Below are 16,703 nucleotides of genomic sequence, written 5' to 3'. Positions count from 1 at the left end.
CCTTGTTGTTATCGAATGATAACTAGGCTCCTGTTAAAGTAGCTATCGACTGATAACATGTCAACATCCCTTCGAAGGAGTACCGATGACCAGGACCCGGCTGACCGCCAGCGAGCGCGGCGAACAACTGGTGGCCGCGGCGGTCAAGGCGTTCGCCACCGCCGGTTACGCCGGCACCAGCACCGATGACGTGGCGCGGCTGGCCGGTGTCTCGCAGCCGTACGTGATCCGGTTGTTCGGCTCCAAGCAGCGCCTGTTCATCGCCACTGTCGAACACGCCGCCGGCCGGATCGAGCAGGCGTTCCATCGAGCGGCCGAACGACAGAAGGACCTGCCGACCTTGGCCACCGCCTACGACGAGCTACTGACCGAGCATGACCTGCTCGCCGTCCTGCTGCACGGGTACGCGGCCAGCTCCGACCCGACGATCGGCTCTGCCGTACGCGTCCGCTTCGGCCGGATCTATCAGCTGGTCCGAGACCTGACCGGGGCGACCGCGGAGGAGACTCGCGAGTTCCTGGCCACCGGGATGCTGCTCACCGTGATGGCGTCGATCCGCGTCATCGGGCCGGACGCGGTCGCGCCGGAACCGTGGATGTCGGAGATCGCCGACACCATCTACAAGCCCGATCCGGACGGCGAATCCGCACCCGACGGGGAGGCGGCGACGCGAGCCTGCCGGTGATGGCGGTGCAGCCATTGACGTTCGCCTCGATCTACTAACCTCGGGATCTGTGATATCTGATCTGGCGGATGTCGTCGCGGCGTGCGGCTCTGCGGTCGCGGTTGTCGTGACCGTCGTATTCGCGGTACGCCAGCTGCGCTCGGCGCAGACCGCCAACCAGACCCTCGTCGCGATCGAACTGCTGACCCGAGACCGATCCAGCGACGAGTTTCTCCACGCTGAGGACTTCGTCCTCAAGGAGCTGACCCTCCGCCACCCGCCACCCGGTGTCAGTGTCAGTGACCTGCCGGCCGAGGCACGCCACCATGTGGTCCGGCTGTCCCTCTACTACAACGGCCTGGGCCAGATGCTCGCTTTTGCGGCGGTCGATCCGAGGCTCCTGGTGGGTACGGTCAGCTACCGCTCCCGGCAGGCCTGGCGTGTCCTGGAGCCCTACATCCTCGCCGAGCGTGCCCAGCGCGGCGAGACGTACCTGTCCCACTTCGAGCACCTGGTTCACCTGGCCACGCACAATCCGTGGGCCACGGCGGTCCGCAAGTTCAACCTGAAGCACTTCGGCAGCTATCCCGCCGAGCTCGGCCTGAACGACGCCGCGGCAACAGAGCCGTCGCCCCAGCACGAAAACGCGTAACAGTGACAAGCGCCGAGATGCAGTCGGCCGGCATCAGCAGCGGGTCGGTGGCAGAGCCGTACGTGTCAGAGGCGGAAGATCCGAACTATCAGCCCGGTGTCGTGCATCGTGTGTGGCGCGAAGGCGTGGTACGCCCACGCGTGCACCCAGGCGTTGCCGGTCCGTACCGTGAGCCAGGTCTTGAACGCGCCGGGCAGCGTGTAGATGAGGAGTACGAACAGGATCGTCAGCGTGGCCTCGCGCGGTGACCCGAACCTGCCCCAGCCCTCGAACACGTGCAGGGCCGCGTACGTCAGGCCGCCGAGAACGAGGGTCGCGGTGGTGGAGCCGGTCAGACGGGCGTAGCGGGGGACGAGGATGCCCTGCACGAAGATGACCGTGGGCAGCACCGTGCCAGCGAAGTACAGCAGGAAGGTCAGTGGCACTCCGACGGCGAGCTGACCCGGCGCCAGGCCGGCGAACGCGTGGCCGAGCACCACCCATTGCGCGAGCGATTCGACGACCAGCACGGCGAGGATGAGGATGGCATCGCCACGCCGATCCGCCGAGCGCAGACACATCTGGTGGGCGGTGTACCGCCGCCGGAACCACAGGAGTGGCACCAGCGCGTAGACCACAACGTTGTACGTGGCCCACCCGATCGCCTCGGCGGGACCGACCGGATCGGTGGCACCGACGAGCGTACCGGGCAGGTGGAAGCCGATCGGGTGCCAGCCGAGCCCTCGGCCGATGAGCAGGCCACCGAGTTGGGCGAGGACGGCGTACGTCAGGACGAGTCCTGTTTCGCGGCGAGCGGTCGGGAGCATCGGTGCGCGCTCGGCGATCACGGGTGCGGTTCGGCCTCGGGTGAGCGCGTAAGCGATGGCGGCGAGCAGTACCAACTCGACGAGGGTGGCCTGAGCGGCGATCACCTGGCCGGACCCGGATGGCGGGTCGTGCTGAGCCGGCCAGTCGAAGGGGGCGTCGCCGGGCGCGAGGAGCAGTACCGCGCCGTTGAGTGTGATCCAGCCGACCACCGCTGCCGTGAGCCAGGCTCGCTCTCGATGTGACACAGAAGCCCCCGCTTATCTAGCACAGTTGTGTTAGCAGCAAGACGGTAACACGAGTGTGTTATAAAAAGTGGTGCCGAAGCTGGTGGATGCGCAGACCCGACGGACCGAGCTCGCCGAAGCGGTCTGGCGAATCGTGATGCGGGACGGGCTGGAGCAGGCATCGGTGCGAAATGTGGCACGCGAGGCCGGGCTGTCCATGGGCTCGTTGCGCCACTACTTCGCCACCCAGTCCGAACTCCTCGGATTCGCCCTACGGCTGGTGGGAGAACGGATCGAGGAGCGGATCCGAGCCGTGGACACCACGGGCGACCAGCGTGCGGTGGTCCGGTCGATGATCGACGAGATGCTGCCGCTGGACCGGACGCGGCGTGGCGAGTGCGAGGTGTGGCTCGCGTTCACGGCACGCGCCGTCGTGGAACCGACAATGGCCGGCCTTCGCAAGGAGATCGACAGTCGCCTCACCGACGCCTTCACCACCATGATCCGGCGCCTGGCCGACGCCGGTGCACTCCGCCCCGGGCTCGATCAGAAGGTCGAGGCAGAACGCCTCTACGCCCTCGTCGACGGAGTGATCCTGCACGCCCTCCTGCGCCCCGGCCGGACCTCGAACGCAACCGCCAGTGCCACCGTCGGCGCACACCTCGACCAGATCGCGCCAGCCGCCGCGGCTGAACGCTGATCGGCCGTACGGGGGCAGCGGCTCGACCCCGACCGCTGCGCTACCGTGCCACCCGTGGTCGTCCCAGATTCTTACGCCTCCATGTTCATCGCCGCGCCCGACCCAGCTTGGCCGCAACAGGGAGCCGCGCTCGTCCACGAGTTGCGGACCGTGTTGGCACCGGTGGCGCGGCGGGTGGATCACATCGGCAGCACCTCGATCCCCGGCATGGCGGCCAAGCCGGTGATCGACCTGCAGGTCAGCGTCGCTGACCTCGACGCCGCCGTAGCCGCGTTCGATGAACCACTGGCCGCCCTCGGATTCTGCCGACGGCCATACGAGCGAGACCACGTACCGGCCGGTCGGGACGATCCGCCACACAGGTGGGCCAAGCGGTACTGGAACAAGCAAAGCGCCGGTGAGCGGGATGTCAACCTGCACTGTCGGCTCGTAGGCTCACCGAATGAGCGGCTCGCCCTGCTGTTCCGGGACTGGTTCCGGGCGCACCCGGCAGCAGTGCCAGCGTACGCACGGTTCAAGGGCGCTCTGGCCGCCGCCGTCGGGGACCTGGACGTCTACACGGACGTCAAAGATCCGGTGGTCGACCTCGTCGTGACCGTCGCGGAGGAATGGGCTGCCGCCACCGGTTGGTCCCCGGGCGGCGTCGACCGTTGAGGACTGGCCGCCAGCGCCATGGTCGGCGTGACTCACCAGGATTGCCGGCGAGTAGCTGACGGACCTACCCGAGTAGCGCGGCGGCCGCGGCCAGGGTGGCCAGCGACAGCGTCGTGGTCACCACCACCGCCCGGTTGGCCACCGCCTCGCCGACGCCGTACTCCTGGCTGAAGATGAACGTGTTCTGCGCGGTCGGCAGGCCCGCGCACACCACCACGGCGAGCAACTGCGGCGCCGACAGGTGCAGGGCCAGCCCGGCCGCGTACGCGATGACCGGCTGTGCGACGAGCTTCAGCGCGGTGATCACGGCCAGCTCGCCCAGCTCGCCCGGCTCGGCCCGCGACGGCGCCGTGCGGTGCATCGACGCGCCGAGCGCGACCAGGGCGGCCGGGACCGCGGCACCCGACAGCAGGGTGAGTGACGCGCCGACCGTCGAGGGCAGATGCAGGCCGGTCGCCGAGCACGCGACACCGAGCAGCGACGCCAGGATCACCGGGTTGCGGACCGGCAGGGAGGCGATACGTCCGACCCGTATCCGCCCGGTCGGGTCGCTGTGCCGGTCCAGGGCGACCAGGATCACGGGCGCCACCACCAGCACCTGTAGCAGCACCACCTCCGCCAGGAACGACACGTTGCCGAGCACCTGCGTGGCGATCGGGATGCCGAGGTTCGCCGAGTTCACGTACCCGGCGGCCATGCCCCAGATCGGCCGTTCGCCGGGCCGGCGACCGAACAGCCAGCTCGCGCCGACCCACCCGAACCCGACGACCGCGGCCGTGCTCACCCCGAAGGCGAGCAGCGGGCGGCCGGCGAACCCGGACAGCGGCATTCGGGACAGGGCCAGGAACAGGGCGGACGGCATCGCAAGATGGAACACGAACCGGCCGAGCACCGACGCCGCCGCCTCGCCCAGCAGGCCCCAACGACAGGCCGCGTAGCCGACCGCGGTGAGGATCCAGATCGGTACGAACGCCGACACCAGGCTCATCCGGGCGTCACCGGCGGGCGGGCGGGCGAGCCGGGCAGCGGGGTTGACCACGTGTACGCCGATCCGGAGACCACGCGTTCAGCCTCGCATCCCGTCCGGACCGAGCGAAAACGCGTCCACTGTCAGCGGTGGTACTGAACCAGGCGGAACTCGTGGTCCTCGGGGTCGGCCATGACGACAACCACGCCCTCGTCGTAGTCGTGCCGCTCCCCGGTGAACACCAGCCGTGGCCGAGGCTCCGGGTGGGCTGGGACGCCGGGGGCGACCGTGCCGCCTCAGCGATGTACGCGGAGGCGGCACGGTTGCCGATATTCGAGCCGCGACGCCTACTCCCGCACACCGATGTTGTCGATCGGAGGAGCCCCGAGCAGCCGTCGGACGGGCCACACAGTGGTCGTCAAGGCCAGCAGTGTCGCGCCGCCGAGCACCGCCACCCAACCGAGCGGCGGGACGTACGGGATCGGGCTGCCGGTCAGTCCGTTCACGATCGCGCTCAGGGTCAGCGCCGCGATCGTCGCGCCGATCAGCACCGCGGTGCCGAGCAGCCCGGCCTGTTCGGCCCGCACCATCCCCCGAATCTGCCGGCGGGTGACCCCGACCAGTTGGAGCAACGCCAACTCGCGGCGACGGGCCAGTGCGGCCAGCACCATCGTGGTGGCGGCCGCCAGCGCCGCGTACCCCACCATCACAGCGATCAGCAACCGATTCAGCCAGGCGCCAAGCGCCAGATCACTGCTGAGCAGGTGCGTACGGGTGGCGGCGTCGAGAACCTCGGTGCCGGGTCGCCCAGCCGACCACGTGGCCAGTGCGGTGTCGGCCTCCGGGCCGGCGCGGACCAGGACCTCGTCGTCGGTATTCCCGGCCGTGTGCCCGGCGACCGTCTCGGCGGCCAGCGTGACGTCGCCGAAACCGAGGCCACGGCCGTAGATCGCGATGACGTCCAACGTGACCGGGGTCCCGTCGCCCAGCCAGAGTTCCGCCTGATCGCCGACGTCCCAGCCGGACGAGGACGCCTGCATCGCCGACAGGGCGACCGTGCCAGCGCGCAGGTCGGCGAGGTTGCCCTCGCGCACGGCGAGGTCCATCGTCGACGTGATGTCCGCCGGGTCGACCGACTGCGCGCTGACCGGCTCGATTCCGCCGAGCGCCCGCACCAGCACCTGCGTACGGCGTACACCGGTGGCCGCCTGCACCCCGGCCAACTCGCGGATCTCCCGGGCCGTGTCCGCCGGCAGCCCACCCGGAGCGACAAGCACCCGCTCGGCGAGCGTTCCCGCGCTGCTCTGCGTGGTGGTCTGCCGTTCGAGGTTGGTCTGCAGGAACCAGACCGAGCCGCCGAACCCCACGGACAGCACGAGGGCGGTCAGGACGGTCGCCATGCCCTGCGCGTTGGCCCGCAGATTGGCTGCGGCCAGATAGCCGCTGACCCGCCACATCCGCGGCAACAGTGGGGTGAGCAGGCGTGCCGCGTACGCGTTGATCCTCGGTGCGAGCAGCGCCACCGCGATGAGGAACAGGTACAGCATGCCGACCGCGCCGGCCAGTGCCCCGGTCGATCCGACGGCACCGAGCGTGAACGCCCCGGAGGTGCCGGCCGCCGCCAGCGTCAGCACGCCGGCGATCAGCCGCACCCGGCCGCTGCGCCGGGGCTCGACAGCGATCTCGCCGAGCGCCTCGATCGGCTTGATCCCGGTGACCCGGCGGGCGGCGACCAACGCGGCGAGCACCGCCACGAGGACCGCCGTACCGACCGCGGCCGGCACCGCGAACAGGCCGCCGACCATCGGGAAGCTTTCCGGCACGAACCCTCGCCCGACCAACTCGCCGTGCACCCAGCGGGCCGCCAGTAGGCCGGCCGGGCCGCCGACCGCCGAGCCGATCAGGGCGAGCAGCGCGGCCTCGGCGATCAGCATGCGGCGCACCTGCCCCGGCGTGGCCGCGACCGCGCGTAGTAACGCCAGGTCACGCCGACGGTGCCGGACGGACAGACCGATGGTGCCGGCCACCACGAAGACGATCAGCAGGACGACGTACCCCCCGAAAGCCGAACCGGCCTCGATCAGCAACGTCTGGGCGGTCTGGTTCTCCGACTGCTCGACGTTCGCACGGTCTTTTCCGGCGTAGGTCGTGGCGCCCGCCGCCGACGCGATCTCGCGTACCGCGCCGAGGTCGGCGGCGGGCGCCATCCGCACGCCGATCGCATCCACCCGGCCCGGGTGGGCGGACATCCGGGCGGCCTGCGCGTCGGTGAAGAACACCGCCGCCGAACCGGTCTCGGCGGTTCCGCTCACCCGGTACGACCGACTGGCCCCGGCGACGACCAGGTCGATGCGGTCGCCGGGCGCCGCGCCGAGACGGGTGTCGACGAGCACCTCGTCGTCGGCCCGTGGCGCGGCACCCGCGGCGATGGGACGACCGGTGAAGGCGTACGTGTCCCAGCCGTGTCCCACGGCCGCGGGTGAGCCGATCAGCACCCGTTCGTCGCCGGTGACGGCCGCGACGCCCGGCACCTGGCGGATCCGGTCCACCAGGGCCGCGTCCACCGTGCCGCCCTCGGGCAGCGTGACGGTGCTCGTGGTGGTGTCGCCGCCGAACTCTTTGAACGTGTGGCTGACCGTGCGGTTGGCGACGACCACGTCGGCCGTGGCCCACAGGCGTGGCTCCGCGCGGAACCGCAGCCCGGACTCGACGAGCGTGCCCATCGCCACCAGGATCAGCACGCCGGCGATCAGGGCCAGCAGGGTCGCGGCGGCGGGGCCGGCACGGTGCCGCAGCAGGCGGGCGGCGAGCCCGGTCATCGCAGGACCCGCCGATCCAGCGAGGCCAGGTGCTCGGCGATACCGGCGGCTCCGAGCTGCGGGAGGTCGGCGACGATCGCACCGTCGGCCAACACGAGCACCCGGTCCGCGTACGACGCGGCGATCGGATCGTGGGTCACCATCACCACGGTCAGCCCGTGTTCGTCCACGACCGCGCGAAGCAGCGTCAACACCTCCGCCGCGGTCCGCGAGTCGAGGGCGCCGGTGGGCTCGTCCGAGAAGATCACCTCGGGGCGGGTGGCCAGCGCCCGGGCGATCGCCACCCGCTGCTGCTGGCCACCGGAGAGCGCGGCCGGCCGGTCGTGCAGTCGGTCGGTGAGGCCGACCCGCTCGACCACCCGGGTCAGCCAGGCCCGGTCCGGTCGGACGCCGGCCAGGCGCAGGGGCAGCACGATGTTCTCCTCGACGGTGAGCGCACCGATCAGGTTGAACGCCTGGAAGACAAACCCGATCCGGGTACGACGCAGCTCGGTCAGGCGGGTCTCGGACAGCCCGGACAGGTCGGTGCCGCCGATGACCACCCGACCGGAGCTGGGCCGGTCGAGCCCGGCGGCGGTCTGCAGCAGCGTGCTCTTGCCGGAGCCCGAGGGCCCCATCACCGCGGTGAAGGTGCCCCGGTCGAAGCCGACATCGATGCCCGCAAGCGCGGTCACCTGGTTGCGGCCGGCGCCGTACACGCGAGTGAGGTGCTCGACGCGTACCGCCGGTTCGATTGTCTGTCCCGGATAATCCGGCATTCTGGTGGCCTCTCTCCGTGTCATCGGCAAGAACTGCGCGCACCAGAAACGCTATTGACGTGGGAGAACGGCGACCATCCCGCGGGCTGCCAGGTCCGGGTACAGCAGGCGCTACCGCCGACCGCCGTCCAGGAAACGCAGCACCGCGGTGACCCGGCGGTCGGCCTGGTCGTCCGGTGGAAGCTGAAGCTTCGCGAAGATGCTGCGGATGTGCTTGTGCACCGCGCCGTCGGTGACGAACAGCCGCTCGGCGATCGCGCCGTTGCCGAGCCCTTCGGCCATCAGCCCCAGCACCTCACGCTCACGCGGCGACAGCTCGCTCAGCGCCGTGTCCGTCCGGCGGTTGCGGGCGAGCAGCTGCGCCACCACCTCCGGGTCGATCACGCTGCCGCCGTCCGCGACGCGGTGCAGCGCGGCGAGGAACTCCTCGACCCGGCCCACCCGCTCCTTCAACAGATAACCGAGCCCGACGGCGCCGACCGAGAACAGGTCGGTGGCGAACGCCTGCTCCACGTACGCCGACAGGACCAGCACCGCGAGGCCGGGGCGGCGCCGCCGGGCCTCCACCGCGGCCACGATGCCCTCGTCGGTGTGGGTCGGCGGCATCCGTACGTCCACGATCGCGACGTCCGGTGCGTGTTCGTCGACGGCGACCAGGAACTCGCCCGGAGTACCGGCCGTGGCGACCACGTCCAGATCCTCTGCCCGCAGCAGCAGAGCCAACCCCTCACGCAGCAGCGGGTCGTCCTCGGCGATCACGATCCGCATGGCAGCTCCACGTCCATTCTCGTCGGCCCGCCCGGCGGGCTCGTCAGTGTCATTCGGCCGTCGTACGCCTCGACCCGCCGGCGGATACCGGTGAGCCCCGAGCCGCGCGCCTCGTCCGCGTCGCCGTGCCCGTCGTCCTCGACGAGCACCAGCAGCCGGCCGCGCTCGCGGCGCACCGCCACGTCCACCCGGCTCGCACCGCTGTGCCGGACGACGTTGGTCAGCGCCTCGGCCACCACGAAGTACGCGGTGGCCTCGACCGAGGCCGCGCACCGCACCGTCACGTCCACCTCGAGTCGGCAGGGCACCACGCAACTGCCGGCCAGGCCCGCCAACGCGCCGGCGAGACCCCGGTCGTCCAGCACCGGTGGCAGGATTCCGCGCACCACCGTACGCAGCTCGCCGAGCGCCTGCTCCGCAGCGTCCTGCGCCTGCCCGAGGATCTCGTCGACGCGGTCCGGATTGCGGCGCGCGGCCCGCCGCGCGGCACCCAGCAACACGTTGACCGCGACCAACCGGTTCTGGGTGCCGTCGTGCAACGACCGCTCGATCCGGCGCAGTTCGACAGCGTGGGCGTCCAGCGCCGCGGCGCGGGTGGCGGTCAGCTCGGCCACCCGCAGCGACAGGTCGACACCCGGCGGCGGCGGCAGCAGCAACCGGCCCGGCCACGCCTGGAGGCGGGCCAGGGCCGGGCTGCACCAGATCGCGGCGGCCAGCCAGCCCACCCCGAGCAACCCGACCACGAGTGCCTCGGACAATCCGTCGACGCGCCACCAGACGATCCCCGGCTCGCCGGCATCAGCCGGGAGCAGCCGGTAATACAGCGGGAACGTGACGTACTGGACGGCGGAGAGGGGCAGCACGAGGCCGACCAGCCCGGTCACCAGGCCGATGAGCGAGTGCAGCCCGACCCAGCCCAGCTCCCGGCGCACGAAGGGATCACGCGTCGCCGTCCGCAACCCGACCGGCACCGGTCCCGGCGTGGGGATGGGCTCGCCCCAGCGGGACAGCCGGGCACGCTCCCGGTCGGCCACCGAGCGCACCGCCCGCAACGCACCGGGCGCCGCCAGCAGCCCCACCCCGACCAGGCAGGTCACCGCCACGATCGCCGCCCAGAGCAGCGCGCCCAACGCCAGGGTGGCGGTGCCCAGCCCTCCGACGAGGTGCTCCAGGGCGTCGACCGAGGCGCGAACCCGGCCCCGCACGTACGCCATCGACCCACCTCCTCCGCCAACATAGGCCACCGGGGGCCCGGCCCGGCAACGCTCGGCGTGGAAGGTACAGCCTGCTGTACCACTGTCGTCGAGCTGGCGGGATCGTCCCCGCCGCGCCGCCTGCCTAGCGTTGACGGCGTCGAGGAACGAACGCCCGAGGAGGCAGTCATGACCGATCCGTACCGCATCACCGAGGCCCCGGTCGCCGCGCCGAAGAAGCCGGGCGGTCTGCTCCGCCCACTGCTGTGGCTGGTGCTCTTCGTCAGCGCGGCGGCCAACGTGGTGCTGTCGACCGCGGCGGACAAACCATGGATCAGCTCGGCGTTCGGCCTGGTGGCGTTGCTCTGCGCGGTCGCGCTGATCGTCCACCACCGCCGTAACCGGGCGCGAGAGTCGTAACGACGAAACCTCACCTCTCGTCGCGCTCAAGAACGCGTACCGGGAGTGTGGGGCGGGGGACAGTCTGGTTGGATCGGCGTTCATGCAGATGGTGGAACATCCCTGGGGCATCACCGCGTTCGGTGCGGCGAGCGTGAAAGCCCTACCGGATCTTGTGCGCGTCAGGTTCAAAATCGTCCGGGTAGAGCAGGTCCCGGCCGCCGCGTTCGAGGCGGCTCGCATAGCCGTGCGGGCCGTGCGCGGCGCGCTGCGGGAGCACGGGATAGCCGACGCGGCGGTCGAGGGTTCGCGCCTGGACCTGAAGACCGCGACCGAGTACACGGACGGGTCACGCAAGTTCATCGGCTACCAGTGCCAGGCGGCCTTTGCGATCCAGTCCGGCGTCCTGGACGACGTCGAGCAACTGCTGATCGACATCGTCGCGGCGGGCGCCAACGAGATCGAGAGCGTCGAGTTCGACGTCACCGGCAAGCGCGAACTACGGGCCGAGGCTCGGCGCGAGGCGGTGGCCGCGGCCCGCGCGAAGGCCGAGTTGTACGCCGAGGCCGCCGGCGTACGCATCGGTGCGGTCCTGCACATTGAGGACGTGGACCCGGAGCAGCCGGGCGCTTCCCGCTACCGCAGCCACGCCGAAGCCGCCGCGACGAGCGCTCAAGACCTCGCCCCAGGCCACGTCGTGGTGTCCGCCGCCGTGGTTCTTGGCTACGCCGTAGCCCGTGACTGACGTGTTCGGAGCTTTGCTGATCACCTCAGATGCGGAAGACGTAGCAGTCGCGGAGGATGCTGACGTCGTCGTCCGACTCGGGCCAGGCGATCAGCGGCCGACCGCGCACGTCGAGGTCATCGGGCCAGCCGGTGGACACCGGGTCGATGCTCACCTCGGCCGCGACCTGCGGCGCCCCGCACTCACCGACGAAGTCCCACAGCTCTTCGGCCTCAAGCCGTTCCGGCGGCCCGGTGAGACCGAGACGCGCCACGGTGCGCTGCTCGATCGGCAGCGGCTCACCGGTCGCCGTTTCCGGCTTCGCACTGCTGAAACGGCGGATGATCTGCCCGCGCGAGCCGACCAGCCACGCGTCGCCGTCGCCCTGGTTGCCGTAGAAGTAGGCCTGCGTGTCGCCGTACCGGGAACTCAGCTCCTGGACCCACTCTTCAACCTGAGGTTCGCCGTCGGGATCGCAACTCGGGCCGGAGACCACTGTCCACCCGTTGAGCAACGGCGAGATGAATACGTGTCGCCACGTACGGGAACCGTCGGGTCCGCCGTGACCGAGGTGAGCGACGAGCGTCTCGCCGAGGCCGTAGGTGGCGGGCGCGGACCTGGTCAAACCAAGCACCTGCATGATCTCCTGCTGATCACCGCCACGCACGGTCAGCCACGAGTTGAAGCAGCCATCAATCGAGTACGGCCGGTCGTGGGGAAGCTTGATCGTGATGAGCCGCCGCAGCACGGCCAGGTCAGCGGGGTCGAGCGCCCCTTCGCCGCCGAGGTGCAGCAAGGCAAGCAGCGCGGGACGCCGGGCCCGAGCTGGACCATCGCGGCGGATCGCCCGTAGCTCCGGCAGCAGAGACGCGTCCAGGCTGGCGAAGCCCTTGTTCACCGGATCGATCAACAGGTCCGCGAGGTCCACGTTGGACACCCTAACCGCGGCGATCCACCTCGGGACATGTCGCTGTCGCGTCGGCCCCGGGTCGCGGTGCGTGGGAGCCCAGCCCAGGAGATCGGGGATGGGCTCCCACGCGGTGCGGATGGATCAGTTGACGGTGCCGATGGAGACGGCGCCGCGTCCGACGACCGCGCCGTCGTTGGTGACGACGGCCAGTTCGCCGTACAGCTCACGCCCGGCGCTCGGGGCGGACTGCGCGGTCACCGTCCCGGTGAGGGTGGCGGTGGCGCCGTTGGGCAGGGCGAGCGGGGTCGGCGGGGTGTCCAGCGTGCCCAGCGATGATGCCGAGAACGAGTCCCGGTAGTCGTAGGCGGTGCTGGTGTTCGGTCCGTCGACGGCGTACCCGTCGACGACGACCCGGTAGGTTCCCGCCGGCGGGTTGGCGATGGTGACCGCTTCCTCGGAGTCACCGTCGGCGGCCTGGCCGACCTGCGCGTCGCCGCGGAACACCGTCAGGTCCAGGTCGGCGCCCAGGTTGGCGGTGTTTCCGATCCGAGCCGTGAACCTGCTGGCACCGCCCGGAACGTCCACCAGGTACTCCTGCTGGGCGCCCTCGGCGATGGTCGGCCGCTCGGCGTGCACGCTGGACAGTGGACCACCCTGACCGGTCACCGCGACCGGGCCGAAGGTGTTGGTCAGCGTCCAGGTCGCCGGGGTCGGCTGGCCGGCGGTGAGCGTCGGCAGTTCGATCACGGCCGGCTCGACCTGCACGCCCTGCACCCGCGCCTGCAACTGGAACGGGTTGTTCAACGCCGGGGAGGTCCGCCGTGCCTCCACCTCGATCTCCCAGACCCCGGCGATCGGGTTCTGGTAGTCGCGCTCCTGCGGCTTGCAGGCGGCGGCGTCGGAGTAGTTGGTGTAGCAGGCGGTGCTGGCCGTGCTCTCCACCGGTACGCCGTAGGGGTTGATGGCGATGAACCGGGTCTGCGACCCGGTGGCGATGCCGGACAGGTTCACCTGCAGCGCCCCCGCGCCGGCCGGCACGGTGATGAAGTACGAGGTGAAGCTGTTGCGCGCCACCGAGCCCTCGGCGGAGAACGAGTAGCTGGGCTTGGTGACGGTGGTGGCGGCCACCACGACGGCGGAGACCTCGAAGTCGAGCACCGAGGTCTTCGGGTCGTCCACGGTCAGGATCGCGCCGTGCGCGCCGGTGGTCGACGGCTTGGCGGTGACCGGGATCGTGACGGTCTTGTTCAGCGGTAGCGCGACCGTCCTGGGTGCGGTGAAGGTGCCGTCGTTGCCGCGCAGGGCCAGCTTGTGGCTGATGGTTCCGGCCGGTCCGCTGGTCCGGGTGACCTTGACCGGGTAGGTGCGGCTCTGGCCGACCTTGTGCCCGCCCTCGGCCGCGGTGCAGCGGTTGTAGACGCCGGCGCCGCGGTTCGGGTTGGGGACGAACCGGCTCAGGTCGCGGTCGTAGCGGGTGAGGTTCTCCGACAGTTCGGTGCAGACCGGGGCGTCGGAGACGTACGAGCGGGTCTCGACGGTCTTGGCGAGCAGCTTCCACGCGCCGGCGACGTTGAACATGCCGTAGCCCTGCGCGTACGTCGCCACGCCCGCGATGGGCTTGGCGGAGGTGTAGATGGCCCGGCGCAGCGCGGCCGGGGTGACACCCTTGTCGGTGGCCTTGGCGGCGGAGAGCAGCAGAGCGGCGGCACCGGCGGCCTGGGGGGAGGCCATCGACGTGCCGTTGAGCATCTGGTAGCCCGGTGGCAGCGCGTAGCCGGCCTCGGCAACGGGGATGCCCGGCTGCCAGGTCGGCGCGGTGGAGATCGCCGACCCGGGAGCGGTGATGTTCGGCTTGAAGCCACCATCCTCGCGCGGGCCGCGGGAGGAGAAGTTGAACAGCGCGTTCTTCTTCGTGACCACCGAGCCGTAGTTGGCCAGCCAGGTGTCCTTGCTGATGTTCGCGGCGACGCTGACGACATTCTCGGCGACCGAGGGGTCGCCGACGGTGTTCAGGCCCGGTCCGGAGTTTCCGGCGGAGATGAACATCTGCACGCCGTAGGTGGTGATCAGGTCGTTGTAGAGCTGCGCGCGGGCGTTCGCACCGTCGTTGAGCGTCGGCAGGCCGCCGATTGACATGTTGACCACGTCGACGTGCCGGTTGATGACCAGGTCGGCCATGCCGGTGGTCAGTGCCGCGGTGGTGCAGCCGCCACCCCAGGAGCAGGCCCGGGCGGAGACGAGCTTGGCGCCGGGGGCGGCGCCGTCGAAGGCGGTGTTGCCGAGCATGTCGTTGGCGGCGGTGATGCCGGCGACGTGGGTGCCGTGGGTGGCCTCGATGATGCCGATGTTGACGTAGTCGGCGTACGGGCCGGGCTTTCCGTCGCCCGGGGCGATGTCGACGTCCTCGCGGTACTCGACCACGAAGGGCATCTGGTCCCGTACGGCGGTGGCGGGGTTGTCGGTGCCGAAGTGCCCGACGTCGAAGCGCTCCCGGTACGGGCGCATCAGCGTCTCGTCGGTGAAGCTGTTGTCCTGGTCGACGTCGACCCAGATGTCGTGGGTCTGCGGGTTGTACAGCACGCCCCACGCGTCGGTGGTGTCCCCGTCGCGGTTGACGTCACCCGCCGGGTCGCTGGCGACGGTGATCGACTCGCGGAACAGGTTGAACGTGTAGGTGCCCGCTGGCGCGGTCCACGTCGCGCCGCCCGCGCTGAACGAGGGTCCGGTGACCTCGGTGACCATGCGCCGCCAGGTGCCGTCGTTCTCGGTCACGGGGTCGGTGGCGGTGACCCAGTCGACGATCTTCCGCTCACCGGTCGTGGTCCTCTGCAGCGCCGGTTGATCCAGGTCGATGCCGGAGTCCATGATGCCGATGGTCACCCCCCGGCCGTCCCACTGCGGATGAGCCGCTTTGAAGGACTCCGCGCCGGTCTCGTTCGTCGGCATGTACGGGTTCACCGCGCCGGTGCCCGCGCCCGGACCGCTGAGGGTCGCACCCTGCGCGGCGGCCTTCGCACCGGAGACCGCGGCACCGGCGGTCGGGTCCGGTAGCTGGATGACCTCGTCCAGGTCGATGGCGGCGACGCCCGGCAGCCCGGCGGCCTTGAGCACCTTGCTGGTGGGCACGGTGGCCAGGACGTAGCCGATCTGGTCGAAACGCCGGTTGACCGCGCCGCCGAGGGCCTCGACGCCGTCGACGACTGCCTTGCTCTGGCCCTTCTCGGCCGCGACGATCAGGGTGACCGTCGGCGCGTGCTTCGCCTCGGCCTGCGCGAGCAGCTTGGCGTCGTGCGAGCCTAACGCCTCCGCGGGGGTCGCCGCCGGAGTGTCGGGGGTGGAGGGAGCGGCGCTCGCGGTGGCGGCACCACCCGGCACGGTCATGGCACCGGCCGCCAGGACCGATGCGAAGAGCGCGGCGGAGGTACGCCTGCTCAGGTTGCGGGGTCTACTCACGTTCTCTTCCTCCAGAGAACAGGGCCCTGAGATGACAGGGCACGCGTGAGCGATCCTTCGTGGTGTTGGTAGTCGATGTCGATAGATGGTTCGACGTTGTGATCTCTCCGTGACGTCGCCAGCGTGCCCCTTTGCGGCAGGGATGAGATCGACCGCCATGACCTCGAAGGATGTCCCCTGACCAAAATCGGCCATCGCTACGCTGCGGTGCTGTCGCGCTGTCACACCCGCCGCCCTATCGGCACTCGTTTCGGTTTCCGTTACCGTGCGTCCGGCGTTCGATCTGCGGCGGATCGATCTGCGCTGGCCCGCGGTGGCACAGAAGGCGGGGTCGCGAGATGGCGCGGCGACGCTCACGCGCACGCATAATGGTCCGACGGGTAGCGAGGCGACGTGTCGCAAGCGGCAGGCCGGCGGCCCGACATCACGGGAGGATGGCGGCCACGGTGAACCAGGCGATGCCGAGTGTGACCCGGAACACCCGACAGCGGGCAGAGGTACTGGCGCTGTTGCGCGAGGTGGAGGGCTTCCACTCGGCGCAGCAACTGCACCAGATGCTGCTGGCGCGTAAGGCGGGGGTCGGCCTGACCACCGTCTATCGAACCCTGCAACTGCTGGTGGACGCCGGCGAGATCGACTCGACTCGGCTGCCGGGCGGCGAACAACTCTTCCGCCGGTGCAGCCAGAGCAAACACCACCACCACCTGGTCTGCCGAGACTGTGGGCGCACCGTCGAGGTGGCCGGTCCGGCCGTGGAGCGGTGGGCCGACCAGGTTGCCGCCCAGCACGGGTTCGTGGACGTCGGTCACACCCTGGAGATCTTCGGCACCTGCGCCGAGTGCGTCCGCTGAACGTAAGTCCGATGGTCACGTGCCCTGGGCCTGCGGCGGGCGTACTGCTGGCGGAACTTCTCGACCCGTGAGGGGGACGCAGCCGGCGAACGGGTCGTGGTAGGTGCGCTGTCGCGCTCCCGGGCCTGCCGTTCTATGGCGAGCAAAGCCGCCCTGGACC

At 70.5% G+C, this 16,703-nt stretch carries 15 protein-coding genes; 7 read left to right on the top strand and 8 right to left on the bottom strand.

The window, feature by feature from the left end:
- The first annotated feature begins 85 nt into the window (after positions 1–85).
- Complete coding sequence (locus tag AB0C01_RS13825) at positions 86–685, top strand: TetR/AcrR family transcriptional regulator (RefSeq protein ID WP_357252248.1); 600 nt, start codon at positions 86–88, stop codon at positions 683–685.
- 106 nt (positions 686–791) lie between these two features.
- Positions 792–1,316, top strand: a complete 525-nt coding sequence (locus AB0C01_RS13820; protein WP_357252245.1) for a hypothetical protein — start codon at positions 792–794, stop codon at positions 1,314–1,316.
- Between the two features lie 65 nt (positions 1,317–1,381).
- On the opposite strand, the gene AB0C01_RS13815 is transcribed toward AB0C01_RS13820, so the two are convergent.
- The gene (locus AB0C01_RS13815; RefSeq protein ID WP_357571264.1) at positions 1,382–2,368 is read right to left on the bottom strand and encodes a hypothetical protein; all 987 of its coding nucleotides are present in this window, start codon (positions 2,366–2,368) and stop codon (positions 1,382–1,384) included.
- 70 nt (positions 2,369–2,438) lie between these two features.
- Between AB0C01_RS13815 and AB0C01_RS13810 the strand changes: the two genes are divergently transcribed.
- Positions 2,439–3,047: a TetR family transcriptional regulator C-terminal domain-containing protein gene (locus tag AB0C01_RS13810; protein ID WP_357252240.1), complete on the top strand. Its 609-nt coding sequence runs from the start codon at positions 2,439–2,441 to the stop codon at positions 3,045–3,047.
- 54 nt (positions 3,048–3,101) lie between these two features.
- Positions 3,102–3,701 (top strand): GrpB family protein, encoded by a 600-nt coding sequence (locus AB0C01_RS13805; RefSeq protein ID WP_357252237.1) that lies wholly within the window; start codon positions 3,102–3,104, stop codon positions 3,699–3,701.
- 64 nt (positions 3,702–3,765) lie between these two features.
- On the opposite strand, the gene AB0C01_RS13800 is transcribed toward AB0C01_RS13805, so the two are convergent.
- The 5 genes from AB0C01_RS13800 to AB0C01_RS13780 form a co-directional block, all read right to left on the bottom strand.
- Complete coding sequence (locus AB0C01_RS13800) at positions 3,766–4,740, bottom strand: AEC family transporter (RefSeq protein ID WP_357571263.1); 975 nt, start codon at positions 4,738–4,740, stop codon at positions 3,766–3,768.
- Between the two features lie 275 nt (positions 4,741–5,015).
- On the bottom strand, positions 5,016–7,487 hold the full coding sequence (locus AB0C01_RS13795; protein ID WP_357571262.1) for an FtsX-like permease family protein: 2,472 nt from the start codon (positions 7,485–7,487) through the stop codon (positions 5,016–5,018).
- Entirely contained in the window at positions 7,484–8,245 is a 762-nt protein-coding gene (locus tag AB0C01_RS13790) for an ABC transporter ATP-binding protein (protein ID WP_357252229.1), read from the bottom strand. Before AB0C01_RS13790 ends, AB0C01_RS13795 begins: the two co-directional genes overlap by 4 nt.
- 111 nt (positions 8,246–8,356) lie before the next feature.
- A complete protein-coding gene (locus AB0C01_RS13785; protein WP_357252226.1) occupies positions 8,357–9,013 on the bottom strand; it encodes a response regulator transcription factor in 657 nt (218 codons plus the stop codon).
- Positions 9,001–10,227, bottom strand: coding sequence for a sensor domain-containing protein (locus AB0C01_RS13780; protein ID WP_357571261.1), 1,227 nt, complete (start codon positions 10,225–10,227; stop codon positions 9,001–9,003). Before AB0C01_RS13780 ends, AB0C01_RS13785 begins: the two co-directional genes overlap by 13 nt.
- A gap of 168 nt (positions 10,228–10,395) precedes the next feature.
- Between AB0C01_RS13780 and AB0C01_RS13775 the strand changes: the two genes are divergently transcribed.
- Both AB0C01_RS13775 and AB0C01_RS13770 read left to right on the top strand, forming a co-directional pair.
- Positions 10,396–10,626 carry a hypothetical protein gene (locus AB0C01_RS13775; RefSeq protein ID WP_357571260.1) on the top strand — a complete coding sequence of 77 codons (231 nt, stop codon included), beginning with the start codon at positions 10,396–10,398 and terminating at the stop codon, positions 10,624–10,626.
- 82 nt (positions 10,627–10,708) lie between these two features.
- The gene (locus tag AB0C01_RS13770) at positions 10,709–11,350 is read left to right on the top strand and encodes an SIMPL domain-containing protein (protein WP_357252217.1); all 642 of its coding nucleotides are present in this window, start codon (positions 10,709–10,711) and stop codon (positions 11,348–11,350) included.
- Between the two features lie 25 nt (positions 11,351–11,375).
- Here the strand turns inward: AB0C01_RS13770 and AB0C01_RS13765 are convergent, their stop codons facing one another.
- Both AB0C01_RS13765 and AB0C01_RS13760 read right to left on the bottom strand, forming a co-directional pair.
- Positions 11,376–12,257: a hypothetical protein gene (locus tag AB0C01_RS13765; RefSeq protein WP_357571259.1), complete on the bottom strand. Its 882-nt coding sequence runs from the start codon at positions 12,255–12,257 to the stop codon at positions 11,376–11,378.
- Positions 12,258–12,380: 123 nt separating this feature from the next.
- A complete protein-coding gene (locus AB0C01_RS13760; protein WP_357571258.1) occupies positions 12,381–15,692 on the bottom strand; it encodes a S8 family serine peptidase in 3,312 nt (1,103 codons plus the stop codon).
- Between the two features lie 434 nt (positions 15,693–16,126).
- Here AB0C01_RS13760 and AB0C01_RS13755 point away from each other — a divergent pair, with 434 nt between their 5' ends.
- On the top strand, positions 16,127–16,543 hold the full coding sequence (locus tag AB0C01_RS13755) for a transcriptional repressor (protein ID WP_357252209.1): 417 nt from the start codon (positions 16,127–16,129) through the stop codon (positions 16,541–16,543).
- The last annotated feature ends 160 nt before the right edge of the window (positions 16,544–16,703 follow it).

It is taken from the genome of Micromonospora sp. NPDC048905 (genome assembly GCF_040649655.1).
In the GTDB taxonomy this organism is placed as follows: domain Bacteria; phylum Actinomycetota; class Actinomycetes; order Mycobacteriales; family Micromonosporaceae; genus Micromonospora.
This window is presented reverse-complemented; position numbering and strand designations above follow the sequence as displayed.

Coding starts and splice junctions, on each gene's coding strand:
- AB0C01_RS13825 (WP_357252248.1), top strand. CDS start 86: ATGACCAGGACCCGGCTGACCGCCAGCGAGCGCGGCGAACAACTGGTG.
- AB0C01_RS13795 (WP_357571262.1), bottom strand. CDS start 7,487: ATGACCGGGCTCGCCGCCCGCCTGCTGCGGCACCGTGCCGGCCCCGCC.
- AB0C01_RS13790 (WP_357252229.1), bottom strand. CDS start 8,245: ATGCCGGATTATCCGGGACAGACAATCGAACCGGCGGTACGCGTCGAG.
- AB0C01_RS13785 (WP_357252226.1), bottom strand. CDS start 9,013: ATGCGGATCGTGATCGCCGAGGACGACCCGCTGCTGCGTGAGGGGTTG.
- AB0C01_RS13780 (WP_357571261.1), bottom strand. CDS start 10,227: ATGGCGTACGTGCGGGGCCGGGTTCGCGCCTCGGTCGACGCCCTGGAG.
- AB0C01_RS13775 (WP_357571260.1), top strand. CDS start 10,396: ATGACCGATCCGTACCGCATCACCGAGGCCCCGGTCGCCGCGCCGAAG.
- AB0C01_RS13770 (WP_357252217.1), top strand. CDS start 10,709: ATGCAGATGGTGGAACATCCCTGGGGCATCACCGCGTTCGGTGCGGCG.
- AB0C01_RS13755 (WP_357252209.1), top strand. CDS start 16,127: ATGGCGGCCACGGTGAACCAGGCGATGCCGAGTGTGACCCGGAACACC.